The organism is Cyanobium gracile UHCC 0139, from assembly GCF_034931325.1.
Lineage (GTDB): Bacteria > Cyanobacteriota > Cyanobacteriia > PCC-6307 > Cyanobiaceae > Cyanobium > Cyanobium gracile_B.
In genome coordinates, this window is sequence record NZ_JAYGHX010000008.1 from 12,819 (window position 1) to 30,616 (window position 17,798).

The window sequence follows — 17,798 nt, forward strand, 5'->3', positions numbered from 1 at the left end:
GTGTTGGGCGGCGGAGTGGTCGATGGCGATTTGACAGCGATACCCACAGCCTAATCGCTTGACACCTGCACTGCAAGTGTGGATAATTGAGAGATGGTCAAGGTCTCCACCCCTGCTGATGCGCTCTACGGCCTTGAGGATCTCCTCGTTGCCGCCGGCAAGCTGCTGGGTGAGGAGATCTCGCCGCGGACCGTGCGTCTCTATGCCACCCAGGGGCTGATTGATCGCCCCGGCAAGGAGGGGCGCAGTGCGGTTTACTGCCATCGCCATCTCCTGCAGCTGGTGCTGGTGCGCGCCCTGGCCCGGCGCGGCCTCAGCCTCTCCGCGATTGCTCCTTTCTGCGTTTTGGCCGACGCCGATCTGGAGCAGCAGCTTGAGCAGCTCGATGGGGAGGGGGCGGCGGCCACCGCTCCTTCCGACTCCGCGGCCAATGAGGCCCTGCAGTACCTGCGGGATCTGCCCTCCAGGGCTGAAGACACCGAGGCTCCGGCCGAGGGGTCACTGTCTTTCGCACGAAAGGCCGCCGCGATGGGCTCCGTCCTCGGGATGCTCAACAAACCACTGTCCTCCCGCTCCCGTTCCGACCACACCCCCACCGGATCCCGCTCCAGCGACAACGGCAGCCGCTGGCTGCGTTTCACCCTCGCCCCCGGCATCGAAGTGCACGTCCGCGACTCCGTTTTTCCTCCTCCTGCCGGCCCCCGGCGCCAGCAATGGCTCCAGCACCTCCTGGACCGCCTCAACGTCCTGCTCGATGACGCCTCCCGCTGAACCGTTCCCCCCGTCCCACCACTTCCCAAGACCATGACCCAACCCAACCTGCGTTTCCGGCCCCTGCGGCCGGCGGTGGCTTCCGATCGCCCCAGCCGCCTGGAGTTGCTGCTCACGATCACCGCTCCTGAAGCTGCCCCTGAAGCTGATGGCCGCCAGCGGCCGCCCCTGAACCTGGCCCTGGTGATCGACCGCTCCGGCTCGATGGGCGGCATCAAGCTCAGCTTTGCCCGTAAAGCAGCCCGCTTCCTGGCCGGGGAGCTCACCGTCCGCGATCGCCTGGCCATCGTCACCTTTGACGACGAGGTGAGGGTGGTGGTGCCCTCGACACCCGTAGCCGATCCCCAGCCGTTCATCGCTGCGATCAACACGATCCACAGCGGCGGCAGCACGGCGCTCTTCGATGGCTGGCGGGCTGGGGCCACCCAGGTGGCGGAGCACCTCGATCCCGGGGCGATGAACCGGGTACTGCTGCTCTCCGATGGCCAAGCCAATCAGGGCCTCACCGATCAGGGGACGATCGCCACCAAGGTGGCAGGCCTCACCCATCGCGGCATCAGCACCAGCGCCTTCGGGCTGGGGGACGACTTCGATGAAGACCTGATGGGGGCGATGGCCGCAGCGGGTGACGGCACCCTGGCCCACATCGAATCCCCCAGCCAGCTGGCCGATCTCTATGCCTCCGAACTCCAGGGACTGGCCAGCACCTTCGGGCGGCGGGTGAGCCTCGGGGTGCGCGGCAAGCACGGCGGCCGGGTGGTGGAGTTGCTCAACGATCTCAAGTCCACCACGGCCGGCAACCACCAGATGCCCAACCTGCGCGCCGGCCAGGAGCTCAACGTGGGCCTGGAGCTGGAGCTGCCCGCCTGGCTCCCCAACCAGGAGATCCTCAGCGTGCGCCTGGCCTGGGAGGCCCCCGGAGGCAGCGAACGCCAGAGCCTGATTGAGCACCTTCAGCTGCCGGTGATGGCCAGCGACGAGATCAAGCAACTGGAGCCTGATGACGCGGTGGCTGAACAGCTTGCGCTGCTCAAGGCCAATCGGGAGCGCAAGCGCGTGATCGCCGAGCTCGACCGTGGTGATATCGGCAGCGCCAGCGCCAGCCTGGGGACGCTGTACAGCGAGCTGTTGGCCATGCCCTCCAGCCCGAAACTGGCGCGGGAACTGGATTTGCTAAGCGAAAAGTTGGCGCTGCTCAAGAGCGATCCCAAGCGCGGCCGCAAGCGCCTGAGCAACGAATCGCATCGCTCCAGCCTGAACGTCTGGCAGAAAGACGATGACCACACCTGATGTGGTGGCGATCGGGGATGTGCACGGCTGCGCCTCCCTGCTGGAGCAGGAACTCAGGCCGCACCTGGGGTCAGGTGCGGAGCTGATCTTCCTGGGGGATCTGATTGATCGGGCCCCCGAAGCCGATGGCGACCGGCGGGTGCTGGAGCGGGTGTGGCAGTTGCAGGAGAACCCCGGCGCCTACGGGCTGGCGGCGGTGACGGTACTGCGGGGCAACCATGAGCAGATGCTGCTGAAGGCGATGGGGCCGAGAGCGCCGGATGAGGACGTGGAGTTGTGGCTTTGCAACGGCGCCAACCCCGACCTCCTGCCCCTGGCCCGCGGGCGCCAGGCCTGGTTCGAGCAGCTGCCGTACACGGCGATCCGCGGCCGCTATCTGTTTGTCCATGCGGGCGTGCGCCCCCAAATCCGCCTTGAGCACCAAGCCACAGACGATCTGATCTGGATCCGGCGGCCGTTTCTGAGCCGGCCCCATGGGTTGCCGTACACGGTGGTGCATGGGCATACCTTTCGGCAAGACTTCAAGGTGACGCGGCTGCCGCATCGGATTGGGATTGATACGGGGGCGTATGAGAGCGGAGTCCTGACGGCACTGCGGCTGGAGATTCCATCCTTTGCAACGGTGGAGGCAGGACCATGAAACGACAAGTGATCAGCCGACAAGATCGGCTTACCTACCTCGGCCTCTTTCGTGAGGCCCTCGATCTGGCCATCGACAGCCCCTTCCATTACCTCCTGTTTGATGAGGCCCTATCGCCTGTCCTGCAGGCGCTCACCCTCGATGAGATTCTCAGCCTGCATCCCACCGATGCACCCTTTCAGCAGCGCGTCTGGATTTGCGAAGACGTGGTGAATCTGGTCGTCCGCAAACGCAACCTCTGGCAGCCGACGGGACCTCTGCCCCAGCTCTATAGGCGTACTGGGACAATGATGCTGGTGGTGCCTCCTCTCGACCAGTACAACTCGCGTGGCCCTGGATCCTGGGAGACCGTCTACAGAACCGGGAAGGAGTGATGCCTATATCTCTAGCCTGCCAGGCAGTAGTCAAATCCGGCTGGAAAGATTAGTGGACTTAAGAAGTTCGAAGAGTGGCAATCTCGCGTGGAGATCTCATCAGCACATCGAGCTTACATGCACCTTATTGCAGAAGCTGCTACCATGATCAAGCCTCTCATTACCAACAAGCACGTTTATTGATGCACAGGAAAAAGCGTCGCAACAACAAGAACGATCAGACAAGAAAACGCAACTGATGACTGACTCCTCAAGGCAAGGAAACAATCCTGAAACGGCAGACATTCTCAGAAAGTACAGCGATCTTGTCAATGATGTCGCTTTTGACAAAGTTGAACATGGACTAAAGGAGGCAAACATATTTGCCATTCTTGGTATCCAGCACTTTGAGATTCGTCATTCTAATTTCTTGGCATGGATGTTCGACCCAAAGGGAAGTCACGGCATGGGCAATGCCTTCCTTCGTCGCTTTCTTCGGGACATCAGCTTGGAAAACCAAAAACATGGAGTTAATTCCCTCAGCCCAACCGACACTTCGCCCATAACAGCCGAAATCAGAAGAGAGTGGAATAACATTGATATACTTGTTATCCTGGATAGACATGTTGTCTGCATTGAGAATAAGGTTTACAGCTCCGACCATGAGAACCAGCTATCAAGCTACAGGAATGTGGTTGAAAGTCAGTTCCCAAAACCAAGATATGATGCAGTATTTGTGTATTTAACACCTGATGGGAGGTCGCCCAATGACGAAGATCAGCGCCAGCACTATGTTAACTATTCGTACGATAAAATTGTCGTACATGCAGAAAGGCTGCTACTGCTCCACGATCGAACACTTCCCTCAAATATAAAAACATATATTAAAGACTACACTCTCAACATTCGACGCAATCTCATGCAACAGGATCACCTCAACGAGCTGGCTCAACAGCTGTATGCGAACCACAAAGAAGCTCTTGACTTTATCTTTGCAAACAAACCTGATGCAGTCAGTCAAGTGAAAGACTATCTTTTCAGCAAGATTAATATTGAGGGATATGTAGAAGGGTCAAGAAGCAAGAGATTTTTGCGGTTTACCACGAGAGAACTTGATAACTTGCTGCTTAGAAAAGGAGATGGCTTTGGTGGCTGGGACAGGAGGGAGCAGTTTTTATTTGAATTTGAATTTTCTGTTCAATCAAGCAATCAACTTATTGTGATTTTCAGGACTAGCATCCACCCTAGGGGAGATCAGGATATACGAAGAATATTGATTGAGGCCATAGGATCACTGGACATGCAAAGCAGCTCAAAATTCTCAGTCAAAACCATAAAGAGATTTGATGTAAAAGACATAACTGAAAGAATTAACGATAACTCAATGAATGATCTTTTTGACACGGAGTGGCCCGGGGTTGTAGAAAGCGTCAGCGATGTGAGTCGTACCATCTTGAACCGCAGTGAAGAAATCAAGGCCATTTATAGTGCATTCCCCCTGGCTGATATTGAGTCTGTGAATTAGAGGAATGCGCCTGATCACCCCCAGCCAGCTCTCCCTGTTCAGCCGCAGTCCGCGGATCGGAGCATGGTGGGAGGAACTCAAGGCCAGCGGGCATTTCAGCGGTGTGCAGCCGCCGCCTTCGGGCCTTGATGAACAGCTGTTCGCCGATGGCCTGCGCCTTGAGCAGGTGTTGCTCAACCAATTGGAAGCCGAGGGCTATCGCATCGCCCGCCTCTCCGGCCAGCAGCGTGAGGCCGACTACGCCGCCACCAGGGCCGCCATGGCAGATGGCTTCGACTTCATCCACCAGGCGTCACTGAACAACGGCGAGATCCGTGGTTCTGCCGACGTCTTGCGCAGGATTGACAGACCCTCAGCCCTCGGGGATTGGAGCTACATCCCGATCGAATGCAAGCTGGCCAGCAAGCCCCGCACCACCTTTCTTGTCCAGGCCTGTGCTTACTGCGAGCTGCTCAGTCCCCTGCTTTGGCAACGGCCCGATCGCTTCGAGCTGTTTCTCGGTGGTGGCCGCTTCCAGGCCTATGACACCGATCGTTTCTGGGCCTGGTACCAACAGCTCCGCAACCGCTACCGCGATTTCTGTGCTTCCTTTGATTCCGCCTCGCCGCCGGAGGATGAACCCGGTGATCACGGCAGCTGGAGCGCCTTCATTGAGGAGCGCCTTATCGTCGAGCGGGATCTGGTGTTGGTGGCCAACATGCGCCAGAACCAGCGCCTAAAGCTCAAGGCCGCCGGCATCCACACAATCGAGCAGCTGGCCGAACTGCCTCCCTGCTCCAGCATTGCTGGCCTGGCCGCCGAGGCCCTCTTTGAGCTGCGGCAGCAGGCTCAGCTACAGCTCACGCCCCATGGGGCCGATGGCAAGCCCGCCTTCCTGGTGCGCCCCCTGCAGCAAGGCAAGGGACTTGCCGCCCTGCCCGCCGCCGATGCCGGGGACATCTGGTTCGACATGGAGGGCATCCAGGATGCGGTTGCTGCCAAGAAGCTCGAATACCTCTTTGGGGCCTGCTACAGGGAGGCTCCGGCTCAGCCGGCAGCCTTCATCGCCTGGTGGGGTCATAGCCCCCTGGGAGAAAAGCGGGCCTTCGAGGGGTTTGTAGATTGGGTGGAGGAACGGCGGCGCCGTCATCCAGGCCTGCACGTCTACCACTACGCCAGCTATGAGAAGTCGGCGATGCGCCGCCTCTCCCAGCAACACCAGACCCGAGAAGCAGTGATCGACGATTGGTTGCGCAGCGATCTTCTCTGCGACCTGCTGCCGATCGTCACCCGCTCGATCGTCCTAGGTGAGGGCAGCTACTCGATCAAGAAGGTGGAGGGGCTCTACATGGGTCCCCGTGACGCCGATGTCACCAACGCCGGTGATTCCGTCGTCGCCTACCTGCACTGGCAGTCCTCCTGTGAGCCTTCCGTGCCGGGCACAGCTCCCCTTGGCAGCCCCAGGCTTCAGGCCATTGAGGACTACAACCGCGACGACTGCATCTCCACCGTGCTGCTGCACGACTGGTTGCTGGATCTGCGCTGCGCCCAGGGCCTGCCCGAGCAGCCCCTCGAACATCCGGAGGAGGAACGCCCTGAGGCGGAACCCTGGCCCCTGGAAGCCCTCAGCGCCCGATTGATCGCTGAGTTGCCCGAGCCGCTCCAGAGCGAACCAGCCGCCAATGCCCCAGAAGTTGAACGGCTCGCACAGGAGCAGCCGGGTCCGCGGGGCCTGAGCTGGCGGGTGCAGCGCCTTCTGGCCCAGCTGCTGCCGTTTCATCACCGTGAGGCCAAGGTGGCCTGGTGGGCCTACTTCGATCGCAGGGGTAAGGCTCTGCAGAGCCCGGAGGAACTCGATGCCGATGGCGAGGCGATCAACGGAGCTGTCTTGCAAGGCTCCGAGAGTGTGCAAAGTGCCCGCACCGGGGCCGATCTGCACACCTTCTGCTTCGACCCGAGCCAGACCCTCAAGCTCCATGTCGCCGAGGGAGATGGGCCCATCAGGCTGGAGATCCCCGAGACCGGCCAGAAGCTCCCGGCTGTAGTGATCGACGGCGAGAGGGGCATCCTCACGCTCAAGTACGCCTGGAGCGCCAGAGACAAGCGGCAGGCCGAAGGCCTTGACGTTGAGCTCCCCAAAGTCCCCCTGGCTCTGATCCAGGTACCCGAGGACATCAGCAAAGCCCTGCGGGAGAGCCTGCTGGCCCAGGCCGAGAGCTGGGTGGATGGTGGCAAGCCCATCCCTACCGCAATCGTTCACCTGCTGGAGCGACGTGCCATCGAGCCACTGGTCCCGCTCAATGCCGCCCTCGCGGCCGATCCGAGCGCGTTACCGATCCAGTTGGCGGCGTTTCTGGCCACTCATAGCGATCTGACCCTGGCGCTGCAGGGCCCCCCGGGCACTGGCAAGACCACCGTCACCGCTGAGGTGATCGCCGAGTTGGTGGAGCGCGGTCTGCGGGTGGCGATCAGCTCGAACAGCCACGCCGCCATCAACAACCTGTTGCTCAAGGCCCACAGCACCTGCGCCGCGCGTGGCCTTAGCCAGCAGGTGGTCAAGTGCAGCACCGCCAAGGACGACAAAGGCCTGGTCGGCCAGCCCGTGGCGCTCTGCAAACCCGATGCCCTCACAGGCTCGATGGCTGTAGTGGGCGGCACGGCCTGGATGTTCGCGCGCCCCTTGATGGAGGGGGCCTTCGACTGGCTGGTGGTGGATGAGGCGGGGCAGATGTCCCTGGCCAATCTGCTGGTGATGGCCCGCTGCGCCCGAGGGATCCTGCTGGTGGGCGACCAGCAGCAACTGGCCCAGCCCAGCCAGGCCGATCACCCGGGGGAGAGCGGCAGCTCCTGCCTGGAGTACCTGATGCAGGAGAAGGCTGTGGTGCCGGCCGATCGGGGCGTGTTCCTGGCCACCAGCTGGCGGATGGAACCCTCGCTCACCGCGATGGTGTCGGCGCTCTTCTACGACGGCCGCCTCCAGGCCAGCCCCGCCAATGCCATCAACCGTATCGGGTGGCGGGAGCCCTTCATCGGCAGTACGGGCCAGATCCTCCCCACCCAGGGGCTGGTGTTTGAAGCGGTGGAGCACGTCGGTCGCAGCGTCTGCTCGGAAGAGGAGATCGAGCGCATCGCCCTGCTGGTGGAAGCCCTGCTGGGGTCCACCTACCGCCATGCCAGCGGCGACGGCGAGCGCAGCGGGGTGCTCACCCCCGACGGCATCCTGGTGACGGCCCCTTACAACGTTCAGGTGAACCGGCTGCAGCAACGGCTAGGCAACCGGGCGCGGGTGGGAACGGTGGACCGATTCCAGGGCCAGGAAGCCCCCGTAGCCATCCACTCCCTCACGGCCAGCGATGGCGATGCCGCCCCCAGAGGTCTGGGATTCCTGCTGCAGTCCAACCGGCTCAACGTGGCCATCAGCCGTGCCCGTTGCCTCTCGATCGTGGTGGGTTCTCCTGGCCTGGCGACCGGCATCGCCAGCACGGTGGCGGAAGCGGAGCAGATCAATCGCTTGTGCCGGATCACGCAGGAAAGCCTTCGTGATAGCGGCATGTGGATTGGTAGCGAATCCGCTGATTCATCGCGTCCATTCTGATGTCAAACAGTTCAACGTCGTTGATGTCGATGAACTCCTGCTAAGCGAGCAGAAGAAGTCCCGCCACACCTGCGGCACCGCCAGCAAGATCAGCGGTCTGCCCGCATTGAGCGCATGGGCGGCCCCCGAGGCCGTGCCTGGCCCACCGCCCCCGCAGACCACCACCGCGCGCCGCTTGCTCATGCCACCTCAGGACACCAGCCCCGCTGGCGCGTCATGTCATCGGTCCAACCCTGGCAGCGGCGCGTGAGGTGCTCCCCATGGGCGAGCAGACCTTGGTGCAGCTGGCAGGTGAGCACCGGGATGCAGTTCACCCCGGCGTGGTGGCGAAACCAATGGCAGGTCATGCAGACCATGCGGCTGCGGCTGCTCTGCAGGACCTCCTGACCCAGATAAGGCCACTCCTCGATGGGCTGCTCCAGGGAGCACCGGCTCCCGAGGTGGAACGGCGCAGGTGGCACCCCATGGCAGCTCTCGGCAAGTACGCCTGTACTAGCATGGGAGTTCCATCTCTGCTGCTCCACTGGATCCCTCCGGAAGTGCTGGCTGGAGTGCCTCGATTCGGCTCGCGAGCTCCTCGTAGCGGAGGCCATCCCCATAGGTCCGAATCAGGGGCTGGAGCCCGATCGAACGACGCTCGCCATGGAGCTTGGCTGTGGGCACCACCCAGAAGAGCCACTGACTCACCTCCAGAGCGTCAACCAGGTCGGGGTCCTCCTCTGCCAGCAGACAGAAGACGTAGCCGGTGGCCACGCGCTGCTCAATCGGGAAGCTGATCGTGCTCGGGCGCGCATGCTGCCAGGACTGCACGAAGGCCGCCGACTTCACCTCCAAGGTGATGGAGCCAAACGTCACATCCACCTCGGCCCACTCGACACGGTGCTGCCCAGGATCGAGGCCAAGAGCCCGATGTACGAGCCACTCGGCATAGGCACCACGGGTGCGATTCTCCAGAAGGTGGCCAGAGTTCCAGCGGAGGAATTCGTCTAGGTCTGTCATGAGGGGTTCGAACTCAGTGCAATGGGTTCGGCGTTTGCTCAATGGTGGGAGCCCCTTTCCGGGGTGGTACCCCAGCTCGGGGGGTAACGATGGGCTCTGTCCAGAAAACCCAGACCACCACAAACTGAGCTTGTCACATTACTTCCTTATAAGATGAATAGGCGTTAGCCCACGCGTAGCAGGGGGTAGAAGTCTCCTTCATCTGTGTTGGGCGTGCCATTGCTTGAATGCTGCCAGCCAACGTTTCAGGGAAAATTGCCTTTAGATGATGTGCGTGGTGAAATGGAATGTTTTGGAATAGCCCCCACCCTGAATCATGCTTCAAGAGCGCATAGACAGAGCCTCCATTGCTGTTGTAAGCCAGCCCCATGTCTAACCCACAGTTGATTCCTAAAGATGCTTTAGTGATTTCTCGATCAAGGATCGTACCTGCGCTATGCGTGATGGTATTTGCAACAGACTGAAACTCAAATGGCGCGGAATTCAGGGAAGGCCTCAACTCAATGGATTCATTAATCAGATCATTTATTCGCCAAGCCGTCATGACGTCAGTGTCATTGGCAAGCCTGAAGATAGATGCGATCTCGACAAGGTAGTCTTTCTTTGCTATTGCTTCTGCAAATTCATCAGAATGAGGCAGAGGACCCAAAAGTTTCTCACGCAAGAACTTTCTTAACCCATGCTGTTTTCTTGCAATCGCCACCTGGGGAAGTGACGAGGAAAGGGCTTTAAACATATTTAGAAGTTGGTTTTCTGGGTTGCAGTCAATCTCCTTGGTGATTTTCAATGTCTCGCTAAAAAGAATTCTGTCGTTCCGCGTTGCAGAGTAGACTAGAATTGAATAGTCCTCAGTCTCCTTGTTCGTTATAGGGAGCTTGATTTCTAGAGTTGTTGCTCTACCGAGATACTTTTGGTTGCTCCCGCAAGACGAATCAACTCGCGCGAACGTCTCTAAAGTCCCCTCTGGAAAGTTAGAAACTCTGATGATGTCATCTGAATCTATGAACTCAACTGTAAGTTTATCGAGGTGGAATATGTTATGCATCCCGTCCTGAGCCTTGGCCTTATTGGTGCAAAAAGAAAAGCTCGTTGTCCCTTCAGGAATTCTATCTGGGGTAAGAATATGCTTGTCTTGAGCGGACTTCCATGCTTCTTGGAGCTTTGACTTCAAAAGCAATGGATCACTAAGAGATTCAATGAAGCCAATCATGCGAGAAGCTCCTCTTTCAGGCTTCGGAAGCAATCTATGCCAGCTGATTCTCTTGGAAACATCGTTAGCACACATTGTGATCCATGGGCTGCTTGCAAGTGCACCTATCTGATTGATTAAGGCTAGGTATCTTGGCGCAGTTTCTGGGATATAGTAAAGACATCTATCCTTAACACCGGACAGCTCTTCTGGCAGACAGTCTATCTTATCTTTGTTATATAGAAGAAGGTCGATAGCAATAAGATTTAGCAGGAAGTCAGGCATTGATCTATTCTCAGCAAGTCGATATCTACTAATGCACGCGTTCGCAATTTCTGCAAATGAAGCAAGTTCTTTCAGTGCTGAGAACTCTTCGCACTTTATCGCTTGAGAGACGGCCAAAACAAGTTGCATTTCATTCCACTGAATATCTTGACTAGGCGTGATACTGTGTAACGTTTTCACTAGGTTAATTGAACTATCAATGTCCGTCATTAGCCTGATGCATGCAAAGCCAAAGTTCGAAACCTCAAGGCCGCCATCATCCCCTAGAAGAACAAGACCTTCTTGAAGCAGGAAGCTTATGGTCTTTTCTATTTTATGTTCGATTTCACGGCTTTCTTGATCACAAAATGCTTGAAAAGTCTTCGAATACCAAGTCTTTGCTTCATTGCCGGACTGGATGTTTTGTAGTGCGATCTCCGCCAGTATAACTTCAACTAGCTTATTGCTCATCCCACTTTTTACTCTGCTACTCTTTTCAATGCCCTCGGACCACTTTTCCTTTTCATATTCTGGGCAAATAATGATGCCCCATCCTTCATTCCCCTCTCCCCTTCCAGCACGACCAAGCATCTGATTGGCTGTATTGATTCCTAGTGGTTCATTCCAGCCCAGCGTAGTCTCACTTATAATAACAGTTTTTGCTTTGGTATTAACACCCTGGGCAAGTCCAGTAGTTGAAAATAGAAAGTCAATTTTGGAGTCGTTAAACCTTTGTAGCGACTCAATGCTTTTGCTGTAGCCATTGAAGTGCATTCCAATTCTATTCCTTAAAAGAAGATCACTTGCTTCATTAGACGGAGGTTGTTTCGTGTCAACCCTGTCCAATAGATCTTCGACCTCGGTTAGATCTCGAAGGAGGGATATCGCCTGCTTGAAGCATTTTCTTTTCGATCTGCAGAAAACAAGCGTTGCGCCTTTCTTCTGGCTGTCATTATTGATGGATCTAAGTGTTTGAGTCAGTACTTGCTCTCTTCTTTTGTCTAATATCAAAAAGTTTTCACGTCTGTCGCCTTGGTAGCAAATGACTTCTTTGTTAAGGCTACTCGGCTTCCATGTGCTTTTTAGAACACGAGCGTTGAACCAGCCTGCAAATTCTTCTTCATTATCTAACGTAGCTGATAGGCCAATGATCCGTGGGTATGGGGCTTGATCTTTTATGCGTGCAATGATGGATTCGAGTAATGCCCCTCTCGTTCTGTCTGCCAAGAGATGTATTTCGTCGATGACTATCGTGTAAACCTGGGTCGTGATTCTGTTTGCGCTTTGCCTGCGCAATATGGATTCATACTTTTCTGTTGTGCAGATCCATAGATTGTGCTTTTCTAGGAGCTCATTATGGGCATCATCGCCTCCAAGCAGCTCTAAGGATTTGATTTTTGGGTGACTCAGGTTCTTGAGACTCTTTGTTATTTCCTTAGCTAAAGCTCTTGAAGGCACAAGCCAGACTGCCTTAGCATCTAGCCGAATCGAAGCACTGAGTAGCCCTAAAATGCCAACCAAGGTCTTACCAGCACCGGTGGGTGCGATCACTAGTAAGTTTTCTTCTCCATAAAGGGCGTGCCGTGTGCAAAGGCTTTGCAGAGGGTTGAGTCTGCTATAAGGAAGAGTCCTTTGAATAGCGATCTCTTCGACTAGATCTTTGACGTCAGTATGAAGCTCAGGTCCATCGAGTTGCTCAGAAACTGCGTGCTCTCTTTCTCGAAACTGATTGCTAAAGTCTTCGATTTTGTCTTGGTCTTTGCAGAACTCGGCAAAGTTAATGTTCCTAAGAGCATCCTTATTGAAGAAGTTGAGTGTTATATGGGCATGCTCTTGTTCGCTACATACCGCCTTACCATGTAGCTGTGGTAAGGCAGTGACGTGAACTCCACAATTTTTAAGAACCTCGATAGTACGCCTGTTCGAGTGATCTGGTCTGATTTGGACTCTCACGTCGATGCCGCGATGGGCTGTAGTTACTACTTCTTGTCTGATTCGTATACCTGTCTCATCGTCTGCCCACCAGGGCATCGCGATAAGCAGCTGTTGATTTGCCTCTTGGCAAATCCTTATAATCTCTTCAACATGATTGCTGCCTTCGTTCATGGGCTTGCTCGTTGGGCAGAGCTGTATGTCGATAATAGATTCTTTGGATGACTTCGGCCAACATGGTTTCCCTAGTGTTGTCCTCGGGCATGGTCGAGATCAAGGCCAGAGTTTACTTTGGCTATATGGACGATGGCGCCTGCCCACCTAGTTCATTCTTCGCGGGTTCTGGGAACCGCGAAACCGACCCCACTCCTTTACGAATACCATATCGGGCGTGTACAGGCTAGTGAGAGTCTGGAACCCCAAGTCGGCCCAAGCAACAGTGGAGACATGAGCACAGGTCAGGACTGGGGTGATGGCTGGCAAGCTAGTCAGCTTCACGGACTATGAGCTGACCACCTCCGAGAAAAGCACCGAAGTCGAGAAATTCCCTGCTGAGTTGGAGGCGCTAGTGCCCTGGCAGCCGCTCATTGAGTGATCGAGCTACCCAGCTCCAAAGAAGATCGCCCGGCCTCTCCGATGGCCATCATGCTGCGTATCAACCAGATGCAGCATTGGGATTCACTCACCGACCCAGCGATGGAGGTTACCCTGATCTTGGTGTCCACAATGCATTGATTCTCGGAGACCAAGGCTGGGCTTGGCATTGGAGCCAAAGGTGGCAGTAATGGGACGCTTTCGGGGATTGGATCTATCCACCTATCGGCTCAAGCCCGCTTGGGTACCTTCCCCCCTCCTGAGCCTGACACCCCGGACACGCCGGACAGGGCTCTGCCCCCTCTTCTCATTGTCTGCTCTACAAGAGGGAGGGGATCTCCTCTAATACCTGATGGTGGGGTGTCCGGCCTGTCCGGGCAGTCCGGAGTGAGGTGGGGACTGGGGAGAGGGTGGAAGAGCTGCCATGTCCGCACTCTGTCCGACCCCTATCCGAACCGGAGAGTGATTAAGTCCTCCCTGCTGTCGGGCTCTAGGGAATCTCGACAAGCCAGACCAACTAAAAATGCAGTGGGTTTCTCGCGTAGGCGGATGTATACAGCTTATGGGCGCCAATCCCATTCCAGTCAAGTGTGGAGAGACATATTGAAGATAGTACTTTGGTCAATTGTGTTGGTGCCAACAATCGCCGTTCTTGACCTAGATCTCAATATCATATAGGTTTCTGCTTGAAACCCACTTGCCAGCTTACAAGTCATGGAAGCAGAAGCTACTGGCTCTAAGGCAAAGCATGCTCTGATCTCAAAAGGGAGAGTCGTTGCCATCGTTAGACAAGCTTGTTCTAAAACAGTCTTTTGGCAGCATGAATATCTAACGCCCAGCAAGCCTAAAGAGCACCATGTTACCGCAGTCTCGGTGGCAATTGGCAAGGGAACTAATGTAACACGAAATTATGCACTTAACATCCATAGTGCGGCGCTTCAGGCCTGGCTTGACTATGATGAGATTGAGGAGTTGTTCGCTGGAATTAATGTCGTGAAAAGCTTTATGATAAACATGCAGGCTGCATCTCCTGAATCAAAGGATGTATATTTCTGCTCCCGTGATGGATTCCGCGTTGGATTTACTCAGAGGCCTAACAAGCCAGAGCAAGATTCTTATGTTCTAATCGATGGAATCACTTATGGCCTAAGCCCACGACTCCCCGACATATCTGAGACCACAGGACCCTCTGAACTGGAAGCAACGGCAAGTACGACATTAGCCCCGTTGGGCCAAGCTTCCGATTTTGACAACCTAGTCACGGCGCTAAGAGAGGGTCAGCTGCTTCTAGATGCATGGCAAAAGAAAGACGGTGCTCCTTAAGTACTCTATCATGACTATATAGATAGGGACTATCAGTATTGGGGGCTGAAGGGCATTCTAAGTGAGTAGTCACGCCATTTTTTACCAGCGGACAATTGGGTGTGAGGTGGTCAGTGGGGTACCATCCCTCGTCCCAAGGCATCACGTTATCCGTAGTAACAAAGTCGCCCTTCTAACGTCGATCAGTTGGAAAGTCCTCATCTGTCGGGATCTTAAAGAGGGCGTATCCCGAAGACTCGTGTGGAATAGCCGGGATCGTCCTGCAAAGTGCTTTACGCTAACTTACGCGCTTCCGTGATGGCTGTGTGGCGGCACTGGCAGATCGACGGAGCATTCGCCGCATCCAGTGGCGGGAACACGACCCGCACGCAGTGCCCCCAGCGTGTGGTGAATCTGTAGCAGCAGCGTTTTCACCTCTGCAAAGTCGCGCGACTGCTGACAACTCCAGTTTTAACTTCGCTCAAGCCCTCATTGCTCGACCTTGGGACGCGGCCACTTCATCAGCCAGCGTCACTTGAAGGTCGAAGAGCGCCCCCAACCCGCCTCCACTGGGCCGGCCCAGACACGCCGGACAGGGCACTCTGCTCCCTCTAAGTGTTCACTGCTCTGCAAGGAAGGGAGGGACCTTATCAAATGTCTGATGGGGGGTGTCAGTCCTGTCCGGGTAATCCGGGTTGAGCTGGGGACTGGGGAGAGGGAGGAGGTGCTGCCCTGTCCGTACCCTGTTCGAGCCCTGTTCGGGCCGAACGGTGAATGAGGCCCACCTGCCTGTCGGGGTCAATGGGATCGCGTGCTCGGGGGGGTCACTCCCTTTTTGGAAGGGAGCAGCAAGTCTGAGCGACACCTAGCTCTTCCTGTTGCCCTGCTTACGCTGTGCTCACGTTGAGTGAGCGGCATCGGCAGTGCGTAGCGCGACCTTCTCGCTGAGCAACCTGATCACCCTCTTGACCATCAAGGAAGTGCTGCACCCATGACCCTGCCAGCGCAACTGCACGCCACACCCGTGCTACGGCATCTACGCCAGCGGCACCTCCTCGCCGACTACCTCCTCGCCGGCGGGCTAGAGCCCGAGGCATTCCTTGCACAGCTGCGGAAGCTGTCGGCTTCTCCCGAGGGACTGCCATCCTCTGCCTTTTCCAGTGCTGTGTGCCGCCGTCTTGAGGAGCTGCATCTCCTCACACGGCAGTCGCCCCCTGCCTGGTGTCTCCCCCTGCCCTTCGGCTTCGTGCAGGCAGTGAACGTCGAACTCACCTATTCCTGCAACCTCGCTTGCAGCCATTGCCTGCAGGACGGCCTGCGCCCCGTCGGCCAGCCTAGTTGGCTCCCGAGCGAGCCCATCGTCCGTCTGTTGCGGGAAGCCCGCCTGCTCGGCCTTACCCGCACCGGCGTCAACGTCACCGGCGGGGAGATCTTCGCCACAGGCAGTCCGGTGCTTGAGCTGCTCGCCGCAGCCGCCGAGCAGGCCATCCCCAGCCGCGCCAACACCAATGCCTGGTGGGGCAACCGCGAGGGAATCACCATCGGGGATCACCACTTCCCCGACGATGCGGCCGTCGTCACTGCCCTGCGGCAGAGGAACCTGGGCCGTCTCGCCCTCAGCCTCGATCATCGCTACGAGCAGTACCCCGCCCTACTGGATCGCGTGATCCGTGTCGCCGTGCTCTGCGAGCAGGCCGAGCAGCCCTACGAGGTGATCGCCACAGAACCGGGCCGCAACCTGACCCAGCTGGCCAGCCGCGAGCTGCTTGACGTCCTCGGACGGAAACCTCGCCACCTCCATCTCACCCTGATGGAGACGGTGGACATCGGCGCGGCAGCCCACTCCAATCGCGACACTCTCGATCCAGGGCGAGTGGCCTCCCTTGTGCACTTGGCCCCCTGCGCCACCGCCGGCTTCCATCGCCCCTACTACCTGCATGTGGGACCCGACGGCGGCCTGCGCAGCTGCCTCTATGCCCCCGGCGCCGGCTGGCAGGGGAACGTGCTCAAGCAGCCTCTCGCCGCCTTGCTCAACGCCGCCGCCACCAATCCGATCGCGCTGCTGTTCGCCAGCGGTGGATTCGATGCTTTCATCGAGCGCGCCGTGACGCCCTGGCGCCATCTTTACGCCGATCCCCACCACGGCTGCGCCGCCTCCGCGTTGCTTGCCCGGATCGCCGAACTGGTGCACCAACTTGAATCCTCGGCCGGGCGGCCAGCCACCGCCGCTGAGCTGGAGAACCTGCACCGCCGCATCGCTAGGGAATATCGCCTCACCCCGGCAAGTCCAGCCGCACCAGTCCGGTCCTGATCGTTGCTCGCACCTACACACGCCTCTCTTTGGCCCGCCGACTTCGCCCTCACGTCCCGACAAAACACATCCCAATACGGGAACTCTCCCCAAGCCCCGATGAGTACCTCGATCTCCACCCACTCCCAATTGCAGAAGCACCTGGAGGCGGTAGCTAAGCCCCGCCATCTGCACTGGAACCGCTTCGGGCTGCTCTCCGTGCGCAACTACGTGGCTGGAGCCCTCGGGTCCCTCGGCTCGGTTGAGGAGCACAGCTTCAACGAGGGCCAAGGCAAGGGGATCAACCTGATCCTGCGGCTGGCCGGTCAGCAGCCGGATTTGCCACCCCTACTGGTGGGTGCACACTACGACGGGCCGCTGAACTCGATTGGCGCTGACGACAACGCCAGTGGTATCTCCGCCCTTCTCGTCCTGGCTGAGCGCTGGGCGGAGAACCCGCCCAGGCGTCCTGTATGGATTGTGGCCTTCGATCAGGAGGAGTGGGGCATGCTCGGCAGCACAGCTCTGGCCCGTGAGCTACGTCAGGCTGACCAGGAGATCCGGCTGATGGTGAGCCTGGAGATGCTCGCCTATACCGCTGAGAAGCAGAACTATCCCCATCCAGCGATGCGAGCCATCTATGGCGACAAGGGAGATTTCATCGCCGTTGTCGGCAACACCGGTACGGAGCCCATGCTGTCTGGCCTGGCCAGTCAAATGGGTCAGCATGTGAAAACCAAGGTGCTGCCGGTACCCAATGCCGGGCGAGATATTCCAGACGTTCGCCTCTCGGACCACAGCCCTTTCTGGGATGCGGGCTACGACGCCGTGATGGTGACTGATACCTCCTTCATGCGTAATCCGCACTATCACCGCATGACCGACACGATCGATACGCTCGATCTGCCCTTCCTGGAGGCCGTCACCGAGGGGATTTATCTAAGTTTAAGCATGGTCTGACAATACGCTTAATAGCTTCTCAATTGATTAATAGCTGCCAACATGGAAAGATGAGCATCTTGCACAAGGCTAACAACGTGCCTGAGTTGGCCAGGACATACTTGGCAACTAATAA

General features: G+C 57.5%; 12 protein-coding genes. 9 read left to right on the forward strand and 3 right to left on the reverse strand.

Translation table 11 applies throughout. From position 1 onward, the window contains the following. Positions 1 to 93: 93 nt before the first annotated feature. The 6 genes from VB738_RS12640 (at position 94) to VB738_RS12665 (ending at position 8,153) form a co-directional block, all read left to right on the forward strand. Entirely contained in the window at positions 94 to 771 is a 678-nt protein-coding gene (locus VB738_RS12640) for a MerR family transcriptional regulator (protein ID WP_323306073.1), read from the forward strand. 33 nt (positions 772 to 804) lie between these two features. Further along, positions 805 to 2,061, forward strand: a complete 1,257-nt coding sequence (locus tag VB738_RS12645; protein WP_323306074.1) for a vWA domain-containing protein — start codon at positions 805 to 807, stop codon at positions 2,059 to 2,061. Continuing rightward, positions 2,048 to 2,701 carry a metallophosphoesterase family protein gene (locus VB738_RS12650; protein ID WP_323306075.1) on the forward strand — a complete coding sequence of 218 codons (654 nt, stop codon included), beginning with the start codon at positions 2,048 to 2,050 and terminating at the stop codon, positions 2,699 to 2,701. Before VB738_RS12645 ends, VB738_RS12650 begins: the two co-directional genes overlap by 14 nt. Beyond that, on the forward strand, positions 2,698 to 3,075 hold the full coding sequence (locus VB738_RS12655; RefSeq protein WP_323306076.1) for a hypothetical protein: 378 nt from the start codon (positions 2,698 to 2,700) through the stop codon (positions 3,073 to 3,075). The genes VB738_RS12650 and VB738_RS12655 overlap by 4 nt, the downstream gene beginning before the upstream one ends. A gap of 238 nt (positions 3,076 to 3,313) precedes the next feature. After that, positions 3,314 to 4,579, forward strand: a complete 1,266-nt coding sequence (locus VB738_RS12660; protein WP_323306077.1) for a PD-(D/E)XK nuclease family protein — start codon at positions 3,314 to 3,316, stop codon at positions 4,577 to 4,579. A gap of 4 nt (positions 4,580 to 4,583) precedes the next feature. Continuing rightward, on the forward strand, positions 4,584 to 8,153 hold the full coding sequence (locus VB738_RS12665) for a TM0106 family RecB-like putative nuclease (RefSeq protein ID WP_323306078.1): 3,570 nt from the start codon (positions 4,584 to 4,586) through the stop codon (positions 8,151 to 8,153). A 179-nt stretch (positions 8,154 to 8,332) separates the two neighbouring features. Here the strand turns inward: VB738_RS12665 and VB738_RS12670 are convergent, their stop codons facing one another. From VB738_RS12670 to VB738_RS12680, 3 genes are all read right to left on the reverse strand, one after another. Continuing rightward, entirely contained in the window at positions 8,333 to 8,614 is a 282-nt protein-coding gene (locus tag VB738_RS12670) for a galactose oxidase (RefSeq protein ID WP_323306079.1), read from the reverse strand. A gap of 31 nt (positions 8,615 to 8,645) precedes the next feature. Further along, positions 8,646 to 9,152: a hypothetical protein gene (locus tag VB738_RS12675; protein WP_323306080.1), complete on the reverse strand. Its 507-nt coding sequence runs from the start codon at positions 9,150 to 9,152 to the stop codon at positions 8,646 to 8,648. A 133-nt stretch (positions 9,153 to 9,285) separates the two neighbouring features. Then, complete coding sequence (locus tag VB738_RS12680; RefSeq protein WP_323306081.1) at positions 9,286 to 12,711, reverse strand: DEAD/DEAH box helicase; 3,426 nt, start codon at positions 12,709 to 12,711, stop codon at positions 9,286 to 9,288. Positions 12,712 to 13,845: 1,134 nt separating this feature from the next. Here VB738_RS12680 and VB738_RS12685 point away from each other — a divergent pair. From VB738_RS12685 to VB738_RS12695, 3 genes are all read left to right on the forward strand, one after another. After that, on the forward strand, positions 13,846 to 14,454 hold the full coding sequence (locus VB738_RS12685; RefSeq protein WP_323306082.1) for a hypothetical protein: 609 nt from the start codon (positions 13,846 to 13,848) through the stop codon (positions 14,452 to 14,454). A gap of 1,225 nt (positions 14,455 to 15,679) precedes the next feature. Further along, entirely contained in the window at positions 15,680 to 16,744 is a 1,065-nt protein-coding gene (locus tag VB738_RS12690) for a hypothetical protein (protein WP_323306083.1), read from the forward strand. A 99-nt stretch (positions 16,745 to 16,843) separates the two neighbouring features. Next, positions 16,844 to 17,683: a M28 family peptidase gene (locus VB738_RS12695; RefSeq protein ID WP_323306084.1), complete on the forward strand. Its 840-nt coding sequence runs from the start codon at positions 16,844 to 16,846 to the stop codon at positions 17,681 to 17,683. The last annotated feature ends 115 nt before the right edge of the window (positions 17,684 to 17,798 follow it).

Coding starts and splice junctions, on each gene's coding strand:
- VB738_RS12640 (WP_323306073.1), top strand. CDS start 94: ATGGTCAAGGTCTCCACCCCTGCTGATGCGCTCTACGGCCTTGAGGAT.
- VB738_RS12645 (WP_323306074.1), top strand. CDS start 805: ATGACCCAACCCAACCTGCGTTTCCGGCCCCTGCGGCCGGCGGTGGCT.
- VB738_RS12650 (WP_323306075.1), top strand. CDS start 2,048: ATGACCACACCTGATGTGGTGGCGATCGGGGATGTGCACGGCTGCGCC.
- VB738_RS12655 (WP_323306076.1), top strand. CDS start 2,698: ATGAAACGACAAGTGATCAGCCGACAAGATCGGCTTACCTACCTCGGC.
- VB738_RS12660 (WP_323306077.1), top strand. CDS start 3,314: ATGACTGACTCCTCAAGGCAAGGAAACAATCCTGAAACGGCAGACATT.
- VB738_RS12665 (WP_323306078.1), top strand. CDS start 4,584: ATGCGCCTGATCACCCCCAGCCAGCTCTCCCTGTTCAGCCGCAGTCCG.
- VB738_RS12675 (WP_323306080.1), bottom strand. CDS start 9,152: ATGACAGACCTAGACGAATTCCTCCGCTGGAACTCTGGCCACCTTCTG.
- VB738_RS12680 (WP_323306081.1), bottom strand. CDS start 12,711: ATGAACGAAGGCAGCAATCATGTTGAAGAGATTATAAGGATTTGCCAA.
- VB738_RS12685 (WP_323306082.1), top strand. CDS start 13,846: ATGGAAGCAGAAGCTACTGGCTCTAAGGCAAAGCATGCTCTGATCTCA.
- VB738_RS12695 (WP_323306084.1), top strand. CDS start 16,844: ATGAGTACCTCGATCTCCACCCACTCCCAATTGCAGAAGCACCTGGAG.